Here is a 22,637-nt window from a genome sequence, read left to right as displayed (position 1 = left end):
GAGTCTCCAGGTGAGAAAAACATTTGAGGAAACTATAGGTGCGTTGAGAGAATTAGGTTTGGTCTTTGATGATCAATCACCAAGACTACCCGAGGCGCTACCTCATTATGATGATGAAGATCCTTGCGGATTCAGTGTTTTTCGAATGGGGATAGAAGACATGGATCTGAGCAATCTGGATATGAGAAGAACCTTCTTTTCAAAATCAGAGATATCTAATTGTAGCTTTCGTAGGACTGACCTTGAAGAATCTAATTTGTGCTGGAATAATTTCATTGGTGTAAATTTTTCGAGTGCCAACCTGTCAAGGTCTGATCTTCGAGCTTCGATATACGAAAAGGTTGATTTTTCTGAAGCTGATTTATCTGGCTCAGATTTACGCCAAGCTGAGTTCAATAGCTGTGATTTTAATGGTTCCGCTATGGCTGGTGCAAAGCTCACAAAAGCGTCAGGTGCAGCAATGCCTCTTTCCGAGAAGCAAAGAGATGAAATTGATTGGCAAGATACGGAAGGTGAGGAGCCTGGTGGGGGATAGGCAATGTATCAAGTCAAAGCACGCGGACTTGGTAAAGCAGGTGTTTGAGGCGTTAGCCGTCCCGAGAACATCAAAGTAAATCAGAGGCCTTGATGAATTTAAGTAAATTGGAAGATGATTCAGAATTATTCGATGTATCGGTGCGGAAAGGTAAAAAATCTGGCCCAGTGGTACTATTTGCGGTAGGCGCAGGCGGAAATCCGGAGCGTCACGTTACGCTTTTGGATACACTGGCTGATTCGGGCTGTACGGTCATTGCCCCGCATTTCCCGCGACTTTCTTCGCCAAGGCCAACGGAGAATGAATTGACACTCCGGGCTAAGAGACTGTGCATGGCGCTTGATATTTTTGGCCAGTCTGGCGCAACGGTGTCTGGCGTGGGTCACTCAATCGGTGCAGCCACACTTATTGCGCTAGCGGGAGGGCAAATGTGGTTGGGGCCTGGTCATCGTGTCGACATTTCAGCAGATGCACGGTTAAGTCGTCTCGCTCTCCTTGCTCCGCCAACTGGATTCTTTCAAGCGCAGGTAGCTCTTGATACGGTACGAGTCCCAGTTTTAACTTGGGTTGGTTCCGAGGATAACATCACCCCTCCTTCACAGATTAAGTGGCTGGCTCAAGTGATGCCTGATCCGCAGAACCTTGATGTTCGTGTTACTGATGGCGCAGGCCATTTCTCGTTTATGGATCAAATTCCGCCTCACGTTGTTGAGCCATTGAAAGACAAACAATTATTTCTTCGTGAATATTCGAGCGAGATTTGCAATTTTGTGTATGGCTAACAAGTTGCTGCACCGGAGTCGCTACCGCTCGGTGAGCAAAGCGTTAGCCCTTAATAGGAATATAATGTGAAATATTTTCAAAAAGGCAGTGGTGAATATTTAGTCTTGGTTCATGGAGCATTAACAGATGGTTCTATGTGGCTCCCTCATATAGATTCCTTGGCTCAGTATTTTGATGTCGTTTCAGTGACTTTAAGTCATTTTGATAATGAGGATAGCTTAAGTTTTGGTCTGAATTCACATGCTCAAGAACTAAGTGAGCTTGTGAAACAGTTAGTTTCAGATAAGCCCGTGAATGTGGTTGGCTGGTCTTATGGTGCAGATGTTGTATTGAACATGATAGCAACGTCTCAATTGCCACTGTCTAAGGTATTTTTGTATGAGCTAGGATATCCCGGCTGTGTTCAAGAAGATGAAATGAAAACTTGGGTTACGGATGCAAATTCAATGTTTGAGTCTGTTTTTAATCATGTACAACAGGGGAATTTGAGTTTAGCTGTTGAATCATTGATTGATGGTTCTGGGAATAGTCAGGGCTATTTCGATAAGCAACCAACTGAGGTGAAGAGTTTACAGTTAAAACAAGCTTACACATTGCCTTTGCAACTAAATCAGCAAGAACATCCATCGATTGATACCCAAAGTTTATCGAATATCGAACTGCCTTTGATATTTGGGTATGGCGATAAAACACGAGACTTATTTAAGTTGGCCACACAGAGTGATGCGCGAGCTTCAAGACACTCAAAATTGGTGGTTATTGAAAATCAATCTCACATGTTACCTCAAGAAAATCCAGAAAAGTTTTCAAGTTTACTAATTGAATTTCTGGGTAAAAAGGGCTAACAGATAAGTGGAGGTGTCACGAATTCGACTTCTAATATTCAAGAGCTGAGAGATTTGAGCGACGGTAAGTATCTATACTGTTATGTTGTGGCACAAAGGTGGTCAATGTTTGTTTGGTCATTGACCACCTATTGCTTAAAAAAATATTCGCAATTTTACCTTATGAAATCAGCGGGTTGGTTGCAAAAATTTTAGCCACACGATACGAATTAAATGCATTAGAGCTAAACCAATTAGCACTAATAGCAGTGCGAGTATAAAGAGTTGTTGCAGTAGATCTTGCTTGGTTAAATCCGTATTCAATAACAGTTTTTGGCCTTGTTCCGTTTGAGTCACGGCCAACACTATGCCTTTAAGGGCATCAAATTGCTCAGCATCCGCTAGGCTGGTTTTAAAAGCGTTAAGATCATTACTGTCCATGTCGCGTAGCAATTGCGCATAAAGCTCACCGGCTTGCTCTGGTATCAGAGTATTAGAAGTTAATTCAACAAGTAATAAAGGTGAGGGCGTTGGCCGTTCAAACTGCTGCTTAAGTAATTGTTGGCCCAGATCTTGGTGCAACTTATTTAAGGCTTGATAGAAGCCTTGCAGTTTACGCACATGCTGTACATAGACATCTTCCAGTGGGTTATCTTGTTGCATTTGCTGCCAACAAGCCGCTGTTTCACAAGATTGTGGTTCGCCAACATCAGCCAAATAATCTTGCCATAACAGTGCTGCTTCTTCTTTAAAATCTGCACAATAGGTGCTGTATTCACAAACTGGCTCAACTAATGCGACCATACTTGGGAAAAAATCGGCCGAAAAACCCATGATCTCGCGTTGCGGCGCTAACGTGTCTTGGCTATATAAAAACATCAATTGCAAGCGCGAGTAAAGGGCATCACTGACTTGTGGCGTTATGTCGACGGTTTGGTATTGAGTTAAGAACTGATTTATCGCTACCAACGCTGGCGTCATTGGATTACTTGCAGGGGCTTGGTCTAAATAGTAAAACTGTTGACAAAAATAACTGGCAACATTCCAGCTGTCGGCGACCGACAAGCACTGACGATGGCCAGATAATACCAACGCATCTCCGATGCCCACGCCTTGATCATTAAGTGAACTGGCGTCTGCTGCGGTGACTTGTCGCTCATGCCATAAGTGCGCAATGCTTGCCTTAAAGATAGGGATGTTCACACTGTAATACAGCACGCCTAAAAAGACCAAAACACCCACTAACATACTGACATGACGAGCGATCTGTGGCTTCATTGGGTTATTGGCTATCGACAAGTTATTGCCTAGCGATACTAAAAAATCTGACTTAGGTGATACTTCAAAGTTAACAAATCCATCACGGGGTAATTGCCCTTCCCAGCTGAGTGGCGCGATGTAAGAGTAAGAGGTAGCCATCGTCAATTGCGGCGGCTGAAAGTGAACCATAATCCCTTTATCAAAGGTTTCTATTTCGTGGATTTGACCATTCATTTTGGTAATAGATAGCTGATTTGGGTGACTGCGGCGAATGCGAGCCAATAACCAGTAGCTCAAGGGGAGCAGTAATAAACTGATGCCCACGGCAATGGCAGGCTCAACAAAGTTAACTAAAATAGCAAATAAGCCACAGATTAATAACAGTGATAGCATGCTGCCAATGCCATAGCTGTATGGCATTAACATCAAAATTTCTTTGGCGGTTGCATCACGTTTACCGACAATTTCAATGTCACTGTCTTTGAGCTTGCCAAGTGCCGCTTGTTCGATTTTTTCACTGTTTAAATCACGAGTCTGATGCTCGGCAACATCAGCACTGATGTGCCAAGCATTGTTTAATGAAATTAACCAAGTACTGTCGTTTTCATGGGCAACTTCGGCTATGTTATCGCCAGGTTGTAAATACGGTAAGGCTGATTCGGGAATGCTAACTAAAAAGCCAGCTATGCTGTAGTAAGTGTCAGTAACACTGCCGTTAGTCGACAAGCTTTCACCTTCGATCGGCCCTGTAAACTCATAAACGTCATGGTTTGTTGGTGAGAATTCAAACTTGCTTGCAAGCGCTTCACTTTCTTCATCTGTCAGGGTTCGCAGTGGTTTAATCGCGTCACCTAGGTGGTCTAATTGTGCTTTAGCGTTGTTTTTTCCCGAACGGAAGCTCAGCCAGGCAATGAAGGAAATGATCACTATGCCTATCTTTAATATGATTAATAGTTCGCCCACTACTTTTCCCTTTTGGCTTGAAAAGGAATGCAATGTATCAAAGCATGCTAGGTAAGTCATTAATTAATCAAGTAAGCTGTGGGGTGATAAATCAGCCATTAGGAATGATGTCAGATAGCTGATTTAATAAATTTTTGTCGCGTAAGTTTTTAAAAATAGGCTGTTTTTGAGCGACGATCACTTGTTTTAAAGCGTGTGGTTCTACAAGCTTGTGATAATGAAAAGTCAGCCATTAAGGTTGGTGTCAAATTAAAGTAAAGAAAGTGGTGTTAAATTTAGCCACATTTGATCCAGCTGGTGCCAACTTATTCTGTGAGTCTATTTTCGCTCTTGATGACATACTAAAAAGCGTTAGGGGCGAGAATATAAAAACTGAATATGGGCCAGCATTAGTGCCGTAGGGGACGCCGGTTTTATGTTCGTGATCCCATTTGTCAAACAGCTCAATATGCTTCAACATGAAAAGCGATTAACGCTACATAATCATAACGAATAGTGCTGAACTGGCCTAGTGAGTGAGGCAGGGGAAACGCACGGATACTTATTGATTGCGACCCTATAGTTTAATTTTTAAGCTCTTATTTGCTCTTCCAGTGAATGAGGGCGTTAGTTGTTTGGAGAAAGTATTGTGGAGATCTGGAAATTATTGTTCTTTATACCTGCGTGTTTCGCTTTAAATATGACGCCAGGGCCAAACAACCTGTTGTCTATGAATAATGCTCGTTGTTATGGCTTCAAGTCAGCATGGATAGCTGGCCTTGGTCGCATTGCTGCATTTACTGTTATGATCACCTTGGCTGCTTCAGGTTTAGCGGTAGTTTTATACGCATCTGAAATGCTATTTTTCATTATTAAGGTGCTAGGCGTGGCTTACTTATTTTGGATTGCTTTTAATCTATGGTGCTCAGAGGCTAGTCCAATCAGTGAAATAGAGCGTTCTCGCAACCTTTTAGGTTTAGCGAAGCAAGAGTTTCTATTAGCCGCTGGTAACCCCAAGGCAATTTTAATTTTTACAGCGTTTCTTCCTCAATTTGTAGATGTAGCGGCAAATGCAAATGCACAGTTTTTCGTGTTGGGCCTTACCTTCTTATTATTAGAAGTGGCGGCGATTTCTCTCTATGCGTTATTCGGAATCTATTTAAGGCAATGGTTCAAAAAGCCTCAAATGGCACAGCGCTTTAATCGCGTCTGTGCCACTTTATTAGCTGTGTCGGGAATTAATTTGCTACTTAGTCGCCAGCAATAACACATACAAATAGAACAGATAGTGGCGATTCTATTTAATATCAAAAAAGTAATAGATTGATCTTTGCTGAGAGATAAATTCCGAAGCCAAATACTGAATGGGCCAGTAAACTACGAAAGCGAGCTAGATTTGGCTTAGGCGTTTTGGCCGCTGCCAAGCCTAACCCTAAACAAGGCTGCATTATAAAAAATGGCAATGCGACGGTTAATGCGCCAAATGCCATGGCAGGAAATATAGATGGGGCGATCAGCCAGGTTTTGCCCATATACATGACAAACACCGCGGTGAATATAGCACCTATCAAGTAATGGGCTACCCAGCCTATTATTGCCTCTGTGTTCACCGGTTTAACGGCACCGATATTGTCATGGCTTATTGTCCCTTTTGGTATGTATGCTAGCCATCGACCAACAACAGCATAATTCAGTGGGACAATACCGAATACACGTTGTAGCAATATGGCCCAAAAATCCATTATTGCCGTTGCACCGATACCAATAAGCAAGGTGTTCGCGACTAGCTGGGATATTGATAATTCATCACTCATTTAAGAATGCTCCTAAGTTTTGTTATGAAAACACTTAACGTTACCGCTCATGTCAATGCATGTTTTATACCCAATCAACTTGAAGATGCATGTTTCAGAGCGCCACCGTGTTTTCAATACTAGGCACGCTAATGCAGGAATGTAGGTACCTTTCAAATTAGCGTAACAACGTAGTGGAAACACGGCGGCGCTCCCAAAGGGCAAGTTTTACACGCGTTTATGCTGTGTTATTGATTTTGATAAGGGGAAGCCATTACCTGCAATCAATGCCTTGCCTAAACGCGTGTAAAATCTTGCTGAAATCAAGCATCTCCAGGTTGATTGGGTATAAGTTGGTGTTTTCGTGTTCGTTCGCTTATGATTGCACTTCAAGTTAGCTTGAGGTCAAGTATGTATGGGGAAAAAATCCTTAGATATTGCTGAAGTAGTAAAACGTTCGGGATTACCAGCATCAACGCTGCGGTATTATGAAGAAAAAGGCTTGATCCAATCGGTGGGGCGTCATGGGTTGCGACGTATATTTGCCGTTGATGTGCTGCAACGTTTATCTTTAATCTCCTTGGGTCGCCTTGCTGGTATGTCATTAGAGGAAATTGGCGCTATGTTTGCTGCCGATGGTGCAGCAACAATAAACCGTCAATTGTTGTTAAACAAAGCGTATGAGTTGGATCAAACAATTACCCAGTTAAGTGCAATGCGCGATGGCTTGCGTCATGTTGCTAATTGCCCTGAGCTCACTCATTTTCAATGTTCAAAATTTAAGCAAATGCTTCGTGTGGCTAATCGTCAGGTCAGGTCGTTAAACAAAAAAACTAATGTTGTTACAAGCAGAGTCAATGCTGTTCATAAGTTGGTTTAAACTCGATGGCAATCTTAAGTATTGACCGCGTTTCGTTTGTTATCGCTCCCCATTCAATCTCAGATCATCTAATTGCTTACTTTAAACTATTTCGGTTTTTAATTTATAAGTATCCTGAATCTCGTATCCCGAGGCTGTTTGGGTATATTTATATCACTCTCTAGTGACCTGTTGTGTTATGGCGGATAATTAGCTATAACCTTCGCAATTAGTCCGTAATAAAAAGTAAGTATTATGAATAGCGCATCGACACATAAACCTCGCCCGATGGTTGACCTGATTGTCAGTATCATCATTCCGTCTTTTATTTTAATGAAATTAAGTGGTGACAGTGAGCTAGGTGCGAGTGGTGGTTTGATAGCTGCACTTGCTTTTCCACTTGGTTGGGGCCTATTTGAGCTAATTAAATACAGAAAGTTTAACTTTATCGCTTTGTTAGGGTTGTTGAGTGTGTCGCTAACGGGCGGCATCGGTTTGTTTGAGTTAGACACAAAATGGTTGGCAATTAAAGAAGCCGCCATTCCTGCCATTATCGGTATCGCGGTTTTAGCGTCTACTTTTACGCCTTATCCGTTAGTGAGAGCGCTGCTATTTAATCCTGATGTTATGGATGTGGAAAAAATTAAGCAAAAATTAGTTGAGCATAACAGCACCGCCGCCTTTGAAAAGCGCTTAATGAAGGCCACTTATTTGGTCGCTGGCTCTTTCGCTTTTTCGGCGACAATGAATTACGTGTTGGCTAAGTGGTTGGTAACGAGTCCTGCGGGCACTGCTGAGTTTAATGAGCAATTGGGACAATTAACTTTATATAGTTACCCTATGATTGCGTTGCCATCTATGCTGATGTTGCTAGGGGTTTTTTATTACTTGTGGCGCGCCATTCGTGATTTGACTGGGCTGACCTTGGAAGATGTGATGGCGACCAAAAAGTAATTTGTTATGTTTTTCTGTACAGAATGGCTGTCATTAGACGGCCATTTTTTTATTCAGGAGTTGTGGTTTTAGCTGTTGGCTTTATTAAAATAATGGCTAATTAGCTGATGAAATCGGCCGATATGGATTGGTTTTTCACCGTGATATTGGTGCAAGAAATAAAACTGCCATGCTCTACCTTGAAGCTCTGGTAGCACCCTTTTTAGCCTTTCGTTACTTAGTTCTTCAGTTGCTAAAAACGCAGGAAACAGCGCCACGCCCATATCATGTTGGACCATTTCTAATACCGTATTTAGCGTATTGGTTTTTGCGTAATGTGCGATTTTGAGTTGTTGTTCATTGTTTTGTTTGTTATCAAATAACCGCAGTTCATCATGTTGCCAAGGTGTAGCAATAAATCGGTGCGAAGTTAATTGCTCGAGGCTGGTTAAGTTTCCGTGTTGTTTGAGGTAGCGTGGTGAAGCGCAGAATATTTCAGCAACTTTGCCTATCGACAATGCGCGGTAGTTGCTGTCTTTTAAATCACCACCAAAAATGGCGACATCTAGGTTGTGCTCCCTCAGATCTTGCCACTTTCCGGTCACGATAATTTCGGGGCTTAGCTTTGGAAACTCCACACATAACTGCTGCAATGCGGGAATAACGATATGTTGTTCAAAAAATGGCGGTACCGATACTTTAAACTGGCCACTGGGCTGTGTTTTTGCACTATTCAGCTCGGTTAACGTGAGGCTTAATTGTTGGCTCAGCAGCTCACTGCGGGCCAGTAATGTTTCTCCAACGGCCGTGAGCGTCACGCCTCGAGTGTTGCGCGCCAAAAGCTGTTGGCCAGTTGCTTGCTCAAGGCGCTTTATTTGCTGGCTAATGGCAGATTTGCTCATGCCGAGTTTTTTTGCTGCGGCGGTAAAAGAGCGCTTATTCGCCACTTCTACAAAGATTAACAGTAGCGGGGCTAGTTTTACACTGTTCATATTTTTAAACAATTAGTTAATTTTTAGTCTGTTGTTAAATTTTTATCACAATAATAAGCTGTGTCAACTGAATCGGAGCGCTCAAATAAGTGGCTCACAATTAATGAGCTAATCACAATAAGGAGAAAGCAAATGACAAGTTTAGTGATTGTCGATCTAACACCATTAGATAAGGTACAACTCGCGCAATATAGTGAACAAGCGGCGGTCATCGTGGCTGAATTTGGCGGTCAGTTCATTGCCAAAGGGGAAATAGAGGTGTTGCATGGCGATGCCACTCACTCGAAGAAAGCGGTGATCCAGTTTCCCGATAAAGCCACGGCGAAAAGCTGGTATCACAGCGCGGCATATCAAGCCATTATTCCGCTACGCGAACAGGGCATGCAAAGCCAGTTCCATTTAGTGTAAGCAATTTTTTGGCACACAGTTATCTAGGTGAGTTTGGCTAGGGCGAGCGTTGGTTTGAGCTTGGCGTTTAATTAAAATAAAGGCTTGTTGTATTGTGCAACAAGCCTTTTGACTGTGGCATTAAATGCTTATCATGCGCTGAAATTAATGGCCATCAGAAAGTAAATCAGGGTTTACAACTAGATTTCGTACGCCGTGAGCGTGGTCTTCGTTAAAGTCATTACCTTTAAGCCATTGTGCTACGGTGGCGATGTTTACCTTAGCAACTTGTGGGCGAACGCTCCATGTAACTTGGAATGGTGAGCCTTTTTCGTTGTAGCTAGGGCCAGTGGTAGAGCCTGCATATTGGATTGCTTCGCCTGTATTGGTTGGAATATTGATTGCCTGGTAAAGGCCATCTTTTAGACCGTATTCAGTTTGCTTAACGAAGTCGAGTGCATTTTTGTCATTGACCACCACGTACACTTGGGTTTCTACACGTAGCTGTGGGTTGCCTATCGCATCATTTAAACACGAGCCAAGGGTTGGACCAGGTTTTACTTTTGCTGTCGAATGTACGAAATGTACTTCAATGGTGTCACCTGACTGTAATTTACCGTGCTCACCCTTGCCCACTTCTTGGTTATAAGGTGCTAATTCTTCAGCACTTAACTTACCAGTGTAAACATAGCCACTGTTGTAACCATGGCCGTCACCATTACCTGCGTATTTGTTGAATTCGCCGCCTTTGTGCTCGGCGTTTTTGTGAAAATGAATATTACATAAGTTCATTGCTGTGTAAGGCGGTGCTATACCAAACTCTCTGGTGTTGGTGCCCACTAAAGTATCTATGTCGCGAGGGGATTGCGGACCATAGCCTTGGCCTTTGGTGTTCTCTGCTAGTGCGGCGCGTTGCTCTGCTATCACGCTGTCAGCTACCGCGTGGTGTGTGTCACTTGCTGCATGCGCTAACATTGGCGTCATTGCCATACTGGTAAATAATATGAGGGTATTTTTTTTCATGAGTAACTTCCATTTATTGTTAGAGACATTAGGTGATTGAATCCAGGGCGAGAGCCTCTTGGTTCAACTTAGCAGCATAAGGAAAGTTGAAATGAATACAATAGTCAATCATTTGCAAAACAAATAAATGCGTATAGGTATATATTAAGGGCGGTTGATTTTTCGTGATAGCTTTACCAACAATAACGCCAGTGGGATTGTTTTTTCACTGGCGTTATTGTTAGTTGGTATACATTTGGCAGCAACTTAATGTTGTGACTATGTACGTCTATGGCGGTTATTTAACTCGGCTAAAGGTGAAATGTTCACTTGGGTTAGTAAACGTTAAACTTTTATCAGCCATTATCGTTAAGGTCGCGCTGAACGCAGGGCTGTCTTTGTCATATAAACCGCCCGGACCGTTTGCTTCCGCGGTGATGCCTGTGGTGGTAAAAACGTCGCCAGTATAACTAAAGTTACCAAACTCGCCCGATACCGCCATAACAGCAGCGCCATTGTATGCTTCTTGGTTATTGGTGTGCACAATAGCGTATTGATTATTAGGAAGAATTGTTAAAATGTTGTCGCTATTGATGTTTTCTTCTCGCAAAAACCAAGCGCCAACTAAAGGATTATTACTGTCGCTGATTTTGTTAAATCGTGCAGTATTATTTTCATCGTCAGCAAAAGTGATGTCTAAAGCCATACCTGTTAACTTCATGTCGAGGTTAGCTGCGCCTTTGTTGTCCGCTAGTCCACCTGAGTTGTCGCTTTCGCCGGTGACTTTGAGTGCGAGTTTTTGAGTTGTAGGGTCGTAGGAGTAAGTGCCATATTCGGCCGAGCCTGCTACTTGGTCACCATTATCATCGATATCTGAATGTTCGTGCACGATGATGTAGTTGTTATTATTGAAGAAGGTAAGCACATTGCGTTTTCCAGCCCCTTCACTAAATAGCCAACTACCGGTCAATTGACCGTTTAAGGTACTGCTGAAGTGAGCTTTGGCGGCTTCTTCAGTGACTAATGTTTTGTTCATACTGGTTAAAATGGCGCTGACAGATGAATCAAAGTTTTCACTGCTGATATCTAGACCTGTGCCCACAAAAGCGGATTTACTGGTGTCGGTAATCGCAATGCCATCATCAGGGTTGCCATTGTCATCTAGGCTTTGCAGCAATTGTAAGATGTTCACTGTGGTGGTGGTTGCTAGACCGCCACCTAAATCAGCAGGGGTAACTTGTGCGCTGGCTTTGGCTGTTGGAAAGATAAGATCGCCGAGGTAAAACGTCACATTTTCCCCGTCTATATATTCAAACTCGCCTTGCGCATTGGTAACGCCGGCTGTGATTGTGTCGGTTCGATAATTAATACCTGCAACAGGACTATCTAGGAAGATGCCTTTCTGGATTTGTGGTGTGGGTGTGGGTGCTGGTGTGGGAGTCTCGGTTGATGAGTTACTGCTACCACCACAACCCGCCAAAGCAAGTGCAATGCATCCGCTTAATAGTCGTATTTTCATATGTGCTCCAATTGGTTTTTATTATTTTTCACAAGGCAGAGTTTGGCTTGTCATTCAACTTGAGTATTTCACCGAGGTTTTTGCCCAACAATACCCATATGGGTAATACTGTTAACATTTTTTAAACACTAGTTTGACACTGTAGAGAAAGAACTAATATTTTTTACCTAATTGATTGCTTCATTGTTGTAGGTAAATATGAACCAAGTTGATCAAAACGACATTGTTAAACAAATTTACAGTACCATTGAAAAGCCTGAGTTATGGCACGATGTGCTGATGCGGATTAGCGATGCGTTAGGCTCTTCTCATGCATTTATTGCTAGCCGCTCTAGTGTTGATCACTCTCCTTCTCGATTTGTTGCCCATGGTTTTGAGCCTGGTTATTTTGAAACATATCAGGATTATTTTTATAAAGTCGATATGTGGACTCAAGGGCTAGCGCAGCATGATGCTAATCAATTCCACCCTAGCCATTTAGTATGTAACGATAAACGCTTTGTCCACTCAGAGATTTACACAGATTTTGCGAAACCAGCAGTGATCAGAAACTCAATCGGTTGTTTGCTGGCAAAACCCGATAGCCCGTTGATCACTGAGCTTGCTTTCATGTCAGGACCCGATACGAGGTATTATTCTCAGCAACAGGTTGCGGTAGCCAATGCGTTTCTTCCCCATATTGAACACGCTTTAGAGATGTCGTTACGTATGCAACAAGCCAATGCTGTTGGTACGCAGAATGCGTTACTTGATGCATTGCCTGAGGCTATTTTTGTTTGTGATTATCAGGCGGAGTTGCATTACTTTAATGCATCGGCCCAAGTGTTACTGTCTAAAAGCAAGTTGTTTCAATTGTCATTTCTTTCGTCGCGCCGTTTGACGTTTGCTTCATCTGCGGCAGATGCTCAATTTAAAATGGCATTGAGCTGTTCAGCTTCTTCTCATGGGACGGAACTTGATGAACATTTCTATACACGGGACGCACAGAACATTTACCGAGTGACGATTAAGCCTTGGTTTCATCAAGTGCTGACCCCGATTGGGCCGCACTCTTTAGCTTGTAGCATGGTGATGATTCAAGCTTGTGCAAATCAGATCAAAATTTATCCTCAAGAGATAATGTCGTTGTTTTCATTGACTCTAGCGGAAGCGGAAGTATCGAGTTTACTTTGCGCTGGCACCCTAGTTGATGAAATTGCCAGCATTCGCCATGCCACGAGTAACACTATAAGGCAGCAGGTTAAGGCTTGCTTGGCAAAAACAGGCTCCCGTAATCAAGCAGAATTAGTGGCTAAAATAATTCGTAGTTTCACGTTGAGTTAGTTATTTTCTATTTACTTAAATACTTGATTATTAGTTATTAATTTTTTTTTAAGTCTGCGACATGTTGTTTGCTAGGCCATCTAAAGTGCTTATGGCAGATAATTCGAAAATTATTTATTAATTTTTTAACCCCTTTGTTATCACTGTTGCGTTAGTAGGGTCAGTTCTATGCAGCGGTTTAGACCCATAATTAGCAATAGAATCAATATATTGAGATTTTTTCTCCGACTCTTTTTAAATTAATTGAATAAGTGAAATTCAATAAGGACTATTGATGACAACGGCAACTAAAAATAGCATTGAAGTATTACTCGGCTCACTACAAGCAACAGAGTTTAAACCTGATATTCCATTTGAATTAGGTGGCGATCAGCCCCTTGATATGATCGCGGCTTATAAGATGAGCGATCCTGAAGCGCATTGGTTATTTTTAACCACAGGTTTTAAGAAATACGGCTTTGAGCTTAGCTTCCGTGTTAAAAGTGATGATGAAATGGCACCTATGTGGGCGGTAGAGTTTATCAAATCATTGGCTAAATTTGCGTTTAATCGTGACAACGGCTTTGTTGTGGGTGACATGGTGGCAATCAATCGTCCGTTGGTAAGCTTTGTAGATTGTTTCTTAGATACCGTGCTGTTTGTGGAAGACCCTGCTATTGAAGCGTTAGAGGATGGCGGTGATAGCATTGAATTTATTCAAATCATGCCGATAACTGCTGATGAAGCGATGGCGGCGCGTAGCTGGACCATGGAAAAATTCATGCAGGTGCTGTCTTACCAAACCCCTGCTGGTTTAGTTGACTTAGGCCGCTTTAGTATTTTAAAAAATGAGAACATTGCTCAAGCCATACGTCGCGGCGCTGAAAATGATGGTTCAGATACTGAATGTGTACCTTGTGGCAAAATTTTATTCAATGTCAGCGATGCAAGCTCTGCATACATTGAGATTGACGCGTTAGCCGCAGAATACTTATTAGCTATTTTACCGGGTCGAATTCCACATGGCCGCAGTATTGAAGTCATTAGCCCTGAGCACAATGTGAAGCTAATGGCGGGCGATGAAGGCATGATTCGAGGTGTTAGTGATTCTTGGGTCGAGATTACCTTAACGCCGAATATGTATAACCAGATGATGGAAAACCTACAGCTCAAGCGTAAGCGCTTCTTCTTTGATGAATTTGAGAATGTGTCGTTTTCGGTTAATGATTACTACATTAAAGATATGGAAAACCGCACTGTTGGCGTGAAGCAGTGGCGCTAATCTAACTCCCTTTTTTCTATGATGTCCATTGTGTGATTTGGCTGCATGCGCTTAGCGCTGCAGCCCTTTTTATAAGTAAGGAATAGGTAAATGAGAAAGACAATACTAGCAGGCGTATTAACTTGTGTGTCGATGGCAAGTTGGGCTGGCGTAGCAGAGACTAAGGCGAAGCGTGGTGCTGATGAAGTTATCCTGCAGTCAGCCAATAAAATGCAGCAAGCCTGTGGTAATGCAGCGTTAGCCGTAACCGTTAATTGGGATGAGTTTGATAGCATGCTTACGGCAAATAAAGTGCAACTGGCTGACAAGAAGTACCAAGATGCATGGGTGCTTAATCATACTGGTGAGCGAACCAGTGCATTATTGGATTCGATTGCTGCTATTTGTATCGATGACGCTGACTATCAGGCTGAGATTGCTAAGTTAACAGCGGTTGTGGTGGTGCCAAAGGGAGATTTTGCTGACACGAAAACAGACCTAGCATTAGCTGATACCACTTTAACCGTGCAGTCCGGTCATTATATGCGTCGTACGGCTTCTGACTTTACCGCCCGAGTGAAAGCTTTGTATTAACTAAATCACGATAGCCAGACTTAGGCTTGGTTAACTTTGATGGCGAGTGAAATCATAATTAATGATATAGGCTAGGATCTACCTAGATCCATGTGCGTCTAGTCGATTGTGATAAAAAGAATTGTCTCGCCATCATTAACTTAATTGTTAGCTAGATCATAAGTATGGCATAGGGGAGAGAGTTCAGCTTAGTCGTTTATTGATGTTTATGGCGGTTTGGCCCACAGTGATATCTCGATAAACTGCATGGGTGTAGTATGAAAACAATCGGTATTATTGGTGGCATGAGCTGGGAGTCGACTCAGCTTTATTATCAGCAAATTAATCAGTTAATCAAGCTTGAGCTGGGTGGTTTACATTCGGCTAAGTTGGTTTTGTTCAGTGTGGATTTTGCAGAGATAGCAGCACTGCAACGGCAAGGTGATTGGCATCAAGCTGGCGCTATCTTAGCCGATGCGGCTAAGGCCCTTGAGAGGGCGGGGGCTGACTTTATTGTCATTGCGACTAATACTATGCATAAGGTTGCCGATCAGGTAATGGCAAATATTAATTTACCCCTACTGCATATTGCCGATGCCACGGCCAAGCAACTGCAACAAGTTAGCATTACTAAAATTGGTTTGCTCGGCACTGCGTTTACGATGGAGCAAAGCTTTTACAAAGGCCGTTTAGTTGAGCGTTTTGGGATAGATGTCATAACCCCAAATAAGGTACAGCGTGAGATGATCCACAAAGTCATTTTTGAACAGCTTTGTTTAGGTCAATTTAGCGCGCAAGCTAAGGCGGACTTTTTAGCGGTGATGGCTGATTTGCGAGAGCAGGGCGCTGAAGGCATTATTTTAGGCTGCACTGAAATAGCTTTACTGGTTAATCAATCAGATATCGAATTACCTTTATTTGATACCACGGCAATCCACTGCCAAGCTATTGTTGAACTGGCCCTGCTTGCTTAAAGCCATTTGATAAACAGAACTCTTAGCCAGTCTGGTATGTACCCAGTCAAGATGCATCTTGAACTTGATTTGGGTATAAACTTAACTTTTGAGATATTGGAGGTGAGCAATGAGTATTGGTCATTATGAAGATGAGCGGCAAGGCACTTTCTATACTGAACCGTTATCAGATGAAAGCGCGGTGATGACATATATTAAGCAAGATCAGGTTATTCACGTTAATAGCACTCGGGTGCCTGAGCAGTTTCGTGGTCAAGGTATCGCGATGCAGCTAATGGTAGCCATGGTTGCCTTTGCTCAAGAGCAGCAACTTAAGGTGGTACCAGAGTGTAGTTATGTTGAAGTGGCGTTTAAACGTCAACCCCAGTGGCAGCACTTACTAGCAGATACCTGTCAATGATTGGTTCGCGCTAGAATGAAAAAATACTATGCGCCAGGGGCCGAGCCGAAGTCCATCGATAAAGCCAAAATGCTTATTCTCTTAGCATTAGTACCATATTGTTTGTGGCTGGCTTTTGCTTATCGTTATCATTTTATTGATGGTGTTAATTTAGCGTTTCATGAGGCTGGACACCTGTTTTTTATGGCGTTTGGCGATACTTTACATCTGTTAGGTGGCACGTTTTTACAGTTGTTAGTTCCGGCCTTGTGTGGCGTGCATTTTTATCGTTTAAACCAGCGCTTTGCCACGGCGTTGTGCGGAATTTGGTTAGCGGAAAGTATGATGTATATGGCGGAATATATGGGCGACGCGAATGCCCGTGTGTTGCCTTTAGTGGGGGGCGGTCGCCATGATTGGTATGCGTTATTTAGTTCAATAGGTTGGCTTAGCAAAGCAGAGAAAATTGCCGGCTTTAGTCATTTTTTAGCAGTTATTTTGTTACTTGTTTGCTGGATATGGGCGTTTAAATTGGTGCGTCGAGGAGAGGCTTAAGTTGGCTCTCTGTCCGCCCTTTAACACTAAGCTTGCCTTCTTTCCAGAAGGCTGACTTATTCGTTTCCTCGAGTATCCATCCATTTATCATGCCGTTAACATTCGCCACCACAACCCTGGCAAGCTAGTAAAGCCAGTGGTGAAGTATTCAACTTGGTTGTTTTTGATCACCAGAATAGTAGGCGTCACACTGATCTTCCACGATTGCCCAAGTGAGTTGTTAGGGTCGTTGAGCACGGTAAATTGATATTCATGGTGGTACAGGTACTGATTCATGCGGTTGTCATCACCTGAGCCAAGTGCAACCGTTATTGTTGGATAATGTGTTGCCATGCTATTAACTGCTGGAGTGACGTAATTACAGACGTGACACCAAGTGCCCCAAAAATACACCAACACTGCTTGATCTTGGCTTAAGCTGGCAAGATCAATGGGCATTTTTTTTAGGCTGGTACCGACTAGCGGCGGTAGATTGGTTCTATCTATATCTTTACTGCGCCACCAGTCTAGCGCACCACTTAGTACTATCGCTACAACCAGTAATAATAGGGCCTGTTTGGCCCAGTTTAATAATTTTTTTGCCACTAACTGATTACTCCTGAGCGGCTAATGCTTGTTCAATCCCTGTTTTTAGCTGATCGTAATCGACCAGGCCGGGCACGATTTGATCGGCAAACACTAAGCTTGGTGTGCCACGTAACCCGAGCGCGCGCATTAAATTCATATTGTTATTGATGGTGGTCGCAGTGCTTGCATCGGCTTTACCTAGCCATTGTTCAGTGCCTGTTGCCTTCGCTGCTTGGGCAATGCTGGCACTGTCCAAACGAGTAGGTTTTGCCATTAAGGTTTTCTTTAACTTAAGGTATTTTTCTGGCTCATGCTGCCATACGGTTTGCGCTAAATCGACTGCTTCTTTCGAGCTTTCGCCCAGTAAAGGCACCATTTTTATCTTGATCTGCAGCTCGGGAAATTCTTCTACCAGTTTAGCTAAATGAGGTTCGATGCGTTTGCAGTATGGACAGTTAAAGTCGGTAAAGTAAGTCATCACTAACTTAGGGGTTTCAGCGCCAAACCAAGGGTCGTTGGGGCTTTCGAAAATAGCTTTGGCTTGTTTTTTCAGCATTCCTACTTGGGAGGCTTTGGCTTGCTCTTCTTCATAATTTTGTAGTGCCACTATCGCTTCTTTTAAGATCTCGGGATCTTCAACTAAGGCTTGTTTGATCAAGGTTTTAAGCTCGGCCTGTTGCTCAGGAGTAAAGCTTGAGGGCGCAGCAAAAGCCAATGGGCTTGCAAGTACTAATGCGGCAAGGGGTAACAGTTTCATATGAATATTCCTATTGAGTAGAGGACGTAGCTGATGCGCGATCAATGGCGCTGATAACATCTTCGCTATTGAGAATCACTGGTAAGGCTATACCTTCAGGCGCATTGGGTCCGTAAACAATGTTAAAAGGCACGCCATAACGATCATTTTGTTGTAGATAATCACTAATATGAGGCGCAGGTTTGGTCCAGTCGCCTTTCATTAAATAAATATTTGGTTGCTGCAGGGCATCATAGACTGGCTGCTGTAGTAGCACGCCAACTTTGTTGGCTTTACAGGTGATGCACCAGTCGGCCGTAATATCAACAAAAACGGTTTTACCTTGCGCCACTTGTTGGTCAATGTCCTGTTGCTCTAACATGTGCCAAGCCAGATCAGGATTTAAGGGTGAAGCCCACCTATCGCTGGTCAATGAGGCCGTTATGCCTATTGCACCTAAGCCAATAAAGCTAACACTGATACAAATAAGCGCTATTTTGGTGCCATATTTTTGTTTAATAAGGCAACAAAGGGCGATGGCGAAGATGCCATAGATCACCCATAGCCAGCCGCCGATAAAGCTCTGTAATAAACTTATTAACCAAACTGAGGTGGCAAACAGTAACACCGAAAAGAAAACCTTTATCTGTTGCATCCAATTGCCCGGACGCGGCAAATAACGGGCTAACTGCGGAGCCATGGCGATCAGCAACCAAGGCAGAGCCATGCCGACGCCTAACGCAGTGAAGATAATGAACAGACTGTAGGTATCTGCGCCCAGCGCAAACGCAACCGCTGTGCCTAAAAAGGGCGCGCTGCATGGCGTAGCTAATAAGGTGGCAAACATGCCTTGCACATAGTGGCCGACATAAGAATGGCCACCGCTAGTGGCGAGCTTAGTTTGCAGGGCGCTGGGCAGTTGAATTTCAAATAAGCCCAGCATGTTTAATGCAAATAGCGTGGTAATTAACGCCATAAAGCCAATAAACCAAGGTTGCTGAAACTGAATGCCCCAGCCAATGCTTTGGCCACTGACCTTTAATAACAATACCGCTAAAGCAAGCAACCAAAATGAGCTAATAATGCCAAAAGCAGAAGCAATGAACTGTTTTCTAATTTGCCCTTGGCTTTGATTTTTTGCCGTGAGCACGGTGCTGAGCTTCATTCCTAACACGGGCAAAACACAAGGCATAATATTTAAGATCAAGCCACCTAGTAAGGCAATCAGCAGCATACTTGGCCAGCCGATAGGGTTTTGCTTAAAAGTATTGGCATCGATGATGCCCGCTTGGGCGAGTTGATTTACTTCGATAGCCAACTCTTTGTCGGCTACCACTAAGGTTAATAACTGTTGCTCTAAGTTGACTTCGCCGAGCCAACCTTTAACGGATATCAGCCCTTTTAATTGCCCTTGCTCGGGTTGTAATTGCTCAATATTGAAGTAAGTGTCGGGATCGCCAATGATAAAAACATCGGGGTTGTCCCAAGTTTTACCGGTAATCGTAAAGCTGAGCTGTTGCTGGTTTTGATCCCAAGTTAACTGACTGAGCTGAGCTAGTTGTTGCTCGGTTTGAGGCACTTGTACCATGGCTTTATTGTATAAATACATGGCATTACTGTCACCAGTCAGGTCTGTAGCATTAAAGTCGAGCGCTAACTCATAGTCTGTTAGTACACAAACATTGGTGCAACTTGAAAGGGTAAATTTACCCCGTAGTTGGGTGTTGCGGTCTAATTGTGCCAATTGGATCTGTAATGGAAAAGTGACACTATCTCGGTAGCCTAACGTCTCCAGTCCTAAGGTGCTAAAACGCTCAGGAACGGGCCAAAACCAATCAACTTGTTTGACATTGCTTGATTGTTGCCAATCAACGCTAGGGGCGATTCCTCCTTCACCAGGCGCGCGCCAATAGGTTTTCCAGTCACCAGATAACTTGACTTGCAAAATAGCTGCAATGGTTTGGTTTACGATGTCTTTTTCACCAGTGAGGGTGAGCTTAACTTGTATCGGAGGGTGCTGAGGGGTGGTCAGCCAACCAGTACTCGCAGCCGATAATGAAAAAGAACAAAACAATGATAAGCACAGGCCTACTAAGGTTAATAGCCGATATTTCAAGTGTGACTCCAACAAGTAATAATCACTTAATAAGACCGTGAAAATGCTGCTTTTCTTTCAATCCCACTAATAAAAGTGGATTGACTAAGTAAGGCATTGGTGAGACTAAATAGCCCCTTTCTAATGCTGAGTCATTTAAATTACAAGTAATTGGCCCGAAACTTACTTAGCTTTACATTACCTTCTTGTTGATTAAGCCAAATTTTGGATAAGCGAAATAGTATGTTTTCACGCAAAAACGTTGTGATTAGGCCACACAAGACGTCGTAAATAGCTTTGGCTCCCACAATTTAGGCTGTTTTGGGTGTAACAGGTTTTGCGTTTTATTTTGACAACGAAATTTTGCTATAAACACGCCCTATCTGACTACGTGGACTTAAGCTGCGTAGGCATTTTCTTTAAGCCATTGCTTAATTTTTGTTACTTGTTCAGCTAAATCGGCTAACTCTGCTTCTGTGGCAAATTGCCCTTCTTTTGAGCCGTTTAGCTCTAGTTTTCTATTAAGTGCTGAAAACTCATTAAAACCAAAATTTGCACTGGCTGATTTCATACTATGAACTTCGCGAACATATGTTTTTAAATCGTTGTCTTGTATGGATTTTGGTAGGTTTATTAGTTGTTCGTCTAAACTGGTTATAAAAGCGTCAATTAGCATATTAAAGTTGTTACCCATGGCTTTTTTGAGCATTTCAAAAGTGCTTAATTCAACTAAATTGTCACTGTTGTCAGTGATTGTGTTGTTTCCCATCGTTGGCTCCTGAGTATTCAGTGTTGGTTCTAGGTAATGTGGTTCAGGTTTTGTTCTACTAAGCCAATAATCGAGCATATTGGCCAGTGCTTGCTGTTCAAATGGCTTAGACAAGAAATCATCCATGCCGACGCTAAAACAGCGCTCTCGATCAGCAGGAAGCGCGTTAGCGGTTAATGCTATGATCGGCACCGAATTATTGGGGTCTTCAGCTAAGATCCTGGCTGTTGCCTGATAGCCATCTAATATTGGCATCTGACAGTCCATTAAGATTAATTGATAATGACCTGTACGCCATTTATCTAACGCTTCTAGGCCGTTATTAGCGATATCCACTGTTAAGCCAAGCTGCTCTAACATGGCTGTCGCAACCAACTGGTTGGTGAGTACGTCTTCTGCAAGTAGAATGTGCCCTGATAGTCGTTCTATTTTAGTATTGGTATGAGTGACACTTAATAAAATAGGGTCTTGTTTTTTATTACGGCATAACGAGTCTAGAGCGGAAAAAAGTATATTGCAGGTGATAGGCTTACTGAGGATTTTATTGGCGCCCGCTTGTTGTAATTTTTGACTGTCTTCTAGTTGGCACGATGAAGATAAAATGAGGATTGGGATATCATTATAAGTGTCGATACGGCGTATTTTGCTGGTTAATTCAGCCCCGTCCATTGCTGACATCCTATAATCGGATATGACTAACTGGAATGGTTCGGTGCTGACTGATTTTTTTAGTTTATCTAACGCGTTGATAGGATCCGAACAAGAGCTAATATTCATCTCAAGTGGCTGTAACATGCGATACAGTATGTTGAGGTTTAGTGGATTGTCATCCACTAATAATACTTTCTTTCCTTTTAGATCCAGTTTTTTATTTAGGGGCTGAGTACTGTGGATCCCCAAAGGCAGACTCACGGTAAAGTTTGAGCCCTCTCCCTCCACACTTTTTAGGCTAATGTTGCCACCCATTAATTCACACAACTTCTTACAAATGGCTAATCCGAGTCCGGTGCCCCCATATTTACGTGTGGTAGACGAGTCTGCTTGAGTAAAAGAGGAAAATAGGTGAGGCTGAATATGCTTAGGAATACCGATACCCGTATCAATCACGGCTAAAGAAAAGATGTTGAGTCCATTCTGATCTTGTTCACTGTTGACTTTGACGCTAATGCTTCCTCGTTTAGTAAACTTAATTGCGTTACCAATTAAGTTTACTAACAGCTGGCGGATCCGTAATGCATCGCCAATTACTGTGGTTGGACTATTACTATCGTAATCCAGTAACAACTCCAGCCCTTTGTCATCGGCCTGTAAGGACAAGGATTGACAAATTTCATGGCATTCTTTTTCGAGATCAAACGGCAGTTTATCTAAACTGAGCTGACCGGCTTCAATTTTTGAAAAGTCGAGAATGTCATTAATAATAATCAGTAATGATGAGCCGGACTGGTAAATAATATCGGTGTATTCTTTTTGTCTTTCGTTTAAGCCTGAATTTTGCAGTAACTGTGTCATGCCGAGCACTGAAGGATCCCCTCATAACTCCCCCAGCGCACAGCCATATTTTCTCAGCTGTTGGGCAAAAATAATGCCCGCAGCT

The 22,637-nt window shown here is 42.9% G+C and carries 22 protein-coding genes; 13 read left to right on the top strand and 9 right to left on the bottom strand.

Annotated elements, in window-relative coordinates; translation table 11 throughout:
- The first annotated feature begins 10 nt into the window (after positions 1–10).
- The 3 genes from K1M91_RS20175 to K1M91_RS20165 all read left to right on the top strand — a co-directional run bounded on the left by K1M91_RS20175 (position 11) and on the right by K1M91_RS20165 (position 2,163).
- Positions 11–535, top strand: coding sequence for a pentapeptide repeat-containing protein (locus tag K1M91_RS20175; RefSeq protein WP_232804062.1), 525 nt, complete (start codon positions 11–13; stop codon positions 533–535).
- A 332-nt stretch (positions 536–867) separates the two neighbouring features.
- Entirely contained in the window at positions 868–1,317 is a 450-nt protein-coding gene (locus K1M91_RS20170; RefSeq protein WP_232804061.1) for a hypothetical protein, read from the top strand.
- Positions 1,318–1,383: 66 nt separating this feature from the next.
- Positions 1,384–2,163, top strand: a complete 780-nt coding sequence (locus K1M91_RS20165; protein ID WP_232804060.1) for an alpha/beta hydrolase — start codon at positions 1,384–1,386, stop codon at positions 2,161–2,163.
- Between the two features lie 168 nt (positions 2,164–2,331).
- Here the strand turns inward: K1M91_RS20165 and K1M91_RS20160 are convergent, their stop codons facing one another.
- Positions 2,332–4,365, bottom strand: a complete 2,034-nt coding sequence (locus K1M91_RS20160; RefSeq protein WP_232804059.1) for an IgaA/UmoB family intracellular growth attenuator — start codon at positions 4,363–4,365, stop codon at positions 2,332–2,334.
- A 628-nt stretch (positions 4,366–4,993) separates the two neighbouring features.
- Between K1M91_RS20160 and K1M91_RS20155 the strand changes: the two genes are divergently transcribed.
- Positions 4,994–5,611 carry a LysE family translocator gene (locus tag K1M91_RS20155; protein WP_232804058.1) on the top strand — a complete coding sequence of 206 codons (618 nt, stop codon included), beginning with the start codon at positions 4,994–4,996 and terminating at the stop codon, positions 5,609–5,611.
- A gap of 40 nt (positions 5,612–5,651) precedes the next feature.
- Here the strand turns inward: K1M91_RS20155 and K1M91_RS20150 are convergent, their stop codons facing one another.
- Entirely contained in the window at positions 5,652–6,158 is a 507-nt protein-coding gene (locus K1M91_RS20150; protein ID WP_232804057.1) for a DUF2938 domain-containing protein, read from the bottom strand.
- Between the two features lie 394 nt (positions 6,159–6,552).
- On the opposite strand from K1M91_RS20150, the gene K1M91_RS20145 reads away from it, so the two are divergent.
- Positions 6,553–7,017 carry a helix-turn-helix domain-containing protein gene (locus K1M91_RS20145; RefSeq protein ID WP_232804056.1) on the top strand — a complete coding sequence of 155 codons (465 nt, stop codon included), beginning with the start codon at positions 6,553–6,555 and terminating at the stop codon, positions 7,015–7,017.
- 234 nt (positions 7,018–7,251) lie between these two features.
- Positions 7,252–7,950, top strand: a complete 699-nt coding sequence (locus K1M91_RS20140; protein ID WP_232804055.1) for a VC0807 family protein — start codon at positions 7,252–7,254, stop codon at positions 7,948–7,950.
- A gap of 68 nt (positions 7,951–8,018) precedes the next feature.
- Here the strand turns inward: K1M91_RS20140 and K1M91_RS20135 are convergent, their stop codons facing one another.
- Complete coding sequence (locus tag K1M91_RS20135) at positions 8,019–8,921, bottom strand: LysR family transcriptional regulator (protein WP_232804054.1); 903 nt, start codon at positions 8,919–8,921, stop codon at positions 8,019–8,021.
- A 132-nt stretch (positions 8,922–9,053) separates the two neighbouring features.
- Here K1M91_RS20135 and K1M91_RS20130 point away from each other — a divergent pair, with 132 nt between their 5' ends.
- A complete protein-coding gene (locus tag K1M91_RS20130; protein ID WP_232804053.1) occupies positions 9,054–9,329 on the top strand; it encodes a DUF1330 domain-containing protein in 276 nt (91 codons plus the stop codon).
- 144 nt (positions 9,330–9,473) lie between these two features.
- On the opposite strand, the gene K1M91_RS20125 is transcribed toward K1M91_RS20130, so the two are convergent.
- A complete protein-coding gene (locus tag K1M91_RS20125) occupies positions 9,474–10,331 on the bottom strand; it encodes a delta-class carbonic anhydrase (protein WP_232804052.1) in 858 nt (285 codons plus the stop codon).
- A 277-nt stretch (positions 10,332–10,608) separates the two neighbouring features.
- On the bottom strand, positions 10,609–11,829 hold the full coding sequence (locus tag K1M91_RS20120) for a hypothetical protein (RefSeq protein ID WP_232804051.1): 1,221 nt from the start codon (positions 11,827–11,829) through the stop codon (positions 10,609–10,611).
- Between the two features lie 198 nt (positions 11,830–12,027).
- Here K1M91_RS20120 and K1M91_RS20115 point away from each other — a divergent pair, with 198 nt between their 5' ends.
- The 6 genes from K1M91_RS20115 (at position 12,028) to K1M91_RS20090 (ending at position 16,873) form a co-directional block, all read left to right on the top strand.
- Positions 12,028–13,152 (top strand): hypothetical protein, encoded by a 1,125-nt coding sequence (locus tag K1M91_RS20115; RefSeq protein ID WP_232804050.1) that lies wholly within the window; start codon positions 12,028–12,030, stop codon positions 13,150–13,152.
- Between the two features lie 274 nt (positions 13,153–13,426).
- On the top strand, positions 13,427–14,413 hold the full coding sequence (locus K1M91_RS20110) for a suppressor of fused domain protein (protein WP_232804049.1): 987 nt from the start codon (positions 13,427–13,429) through the stop codon (positions 14,411–14,413).
- A gap of 90 nt (positions 14,414–14,503) precedes the next feature.
- A complete protein-coding gene (locus K1M91_RS20105) occupies positions 14,504–14,986 on the top strand; it encodes a hypothetical protein (protein ID WP_232804048.1) in 483 nt (160 codons plus the stop codon).
- 257 nt (positions 14,987–15,243) lie between these two features.
- On the top strand, positions 15,244–15,939 hold the full coding sequence (locus K1M91_RS20100) for an aspartate/glutamate racemase family protein (protein ID WP_232804047.1): 696 nt from the start codon (positions 15,244–15,246) through the stop codon (positions 15,937–15,939).
- 109 nt (positions 15,940–16,048) lie between these two features.
- Positions 16,049–16,339 carry a GNAT family N-acetyltransferase gene (locus K1M91_RS20095; protein ID WP_232804046.1) on the top strand — a complete coding sequence of 97 codons (291 nt, stop codon included), beginning with the start codon at positions 16,049–16,051 and terminating at the stop codon, positions 16,337–16,339.
- Positions 16,340–16,354: 15 nt separating this feature from the next.
- Positions 16,355–16,873 (top strand): hypothetical protein, encoded by a 519-nt coding sequence (locus tag K1M91_RS20090; protein WP_232804045.1) that lies wholly within the window; start codon positions 16,355–16,357, stop codon positions 16,871–16,873.
- A gap of 87 nt (positions 16,874–16,960) precedes the next feature.
- Here the strand turns inward: K1M91_RS20090 and K1M91_RS20085 are convergent, their stop codons facing one another.
- The 4 genes from K1M91_RS20085 to K1M91_RS20070 form a co-directional block, all read right to left on the bottom strand.
- A complete protein-coding gene (locus tag K1M91_RS20085; RefSeq protein ID WP_232804044.1) occupies positions 16,961–17,458 on the bottom strand; it encodes a protein disulfide oxidoreductase in 498 nt (165 codons plus the stop codon).
- Between the two features lie 7 nt (positions 17,459–17,465).
- Entirely contained in the window at positions 17,466–18,197 is a 732-nt protein-coding gene (locus K1M91_RS20080; protein WP_232804043.1) for a DsbA family protein, read from the bottom strand.
- 10 nt (positions 18,198–18,207) lie between these two features.
- Positions 18,208–20,292 (bottom strand): protein-disulfide reductase DsbD domain-containing protein, encoded by a 2,085-nt coding sequence (locus K1M91_RS20075; RefSeq protein ID WP_232804042.1) that lies wholly within the window; start codon positions 20,290–20,292, stop codon positions 18,208–18,210.
- 376 nt (positions 20,293–20,668) lie between these two features.
- On the bottom strand, positions 20,669–22,552 hold the full coding sequence (locus K1M91_RS20070) for a hybrid sensor histidine kinase/response regulator (protein ID WP_232804041.1): 1,884 nt from the start codon (positions 22,550–22,552) through the stop codon (positions 20,669–20,671).
- Positions 22,553–22,637: the final 85 nt, after the last annotated feature.

It is taken from the genome of Motilimonas sp. E26 (assembly GCF_021278025.1).
GTDB lineage: Bacteria > Pseudomonadota > Gammaproteobacteria > Enterobacterales > CBDFNC01 > Motilimonas.
This window is presented reverse-complemented; position numbering and strand designations above follow the sequence as displayed.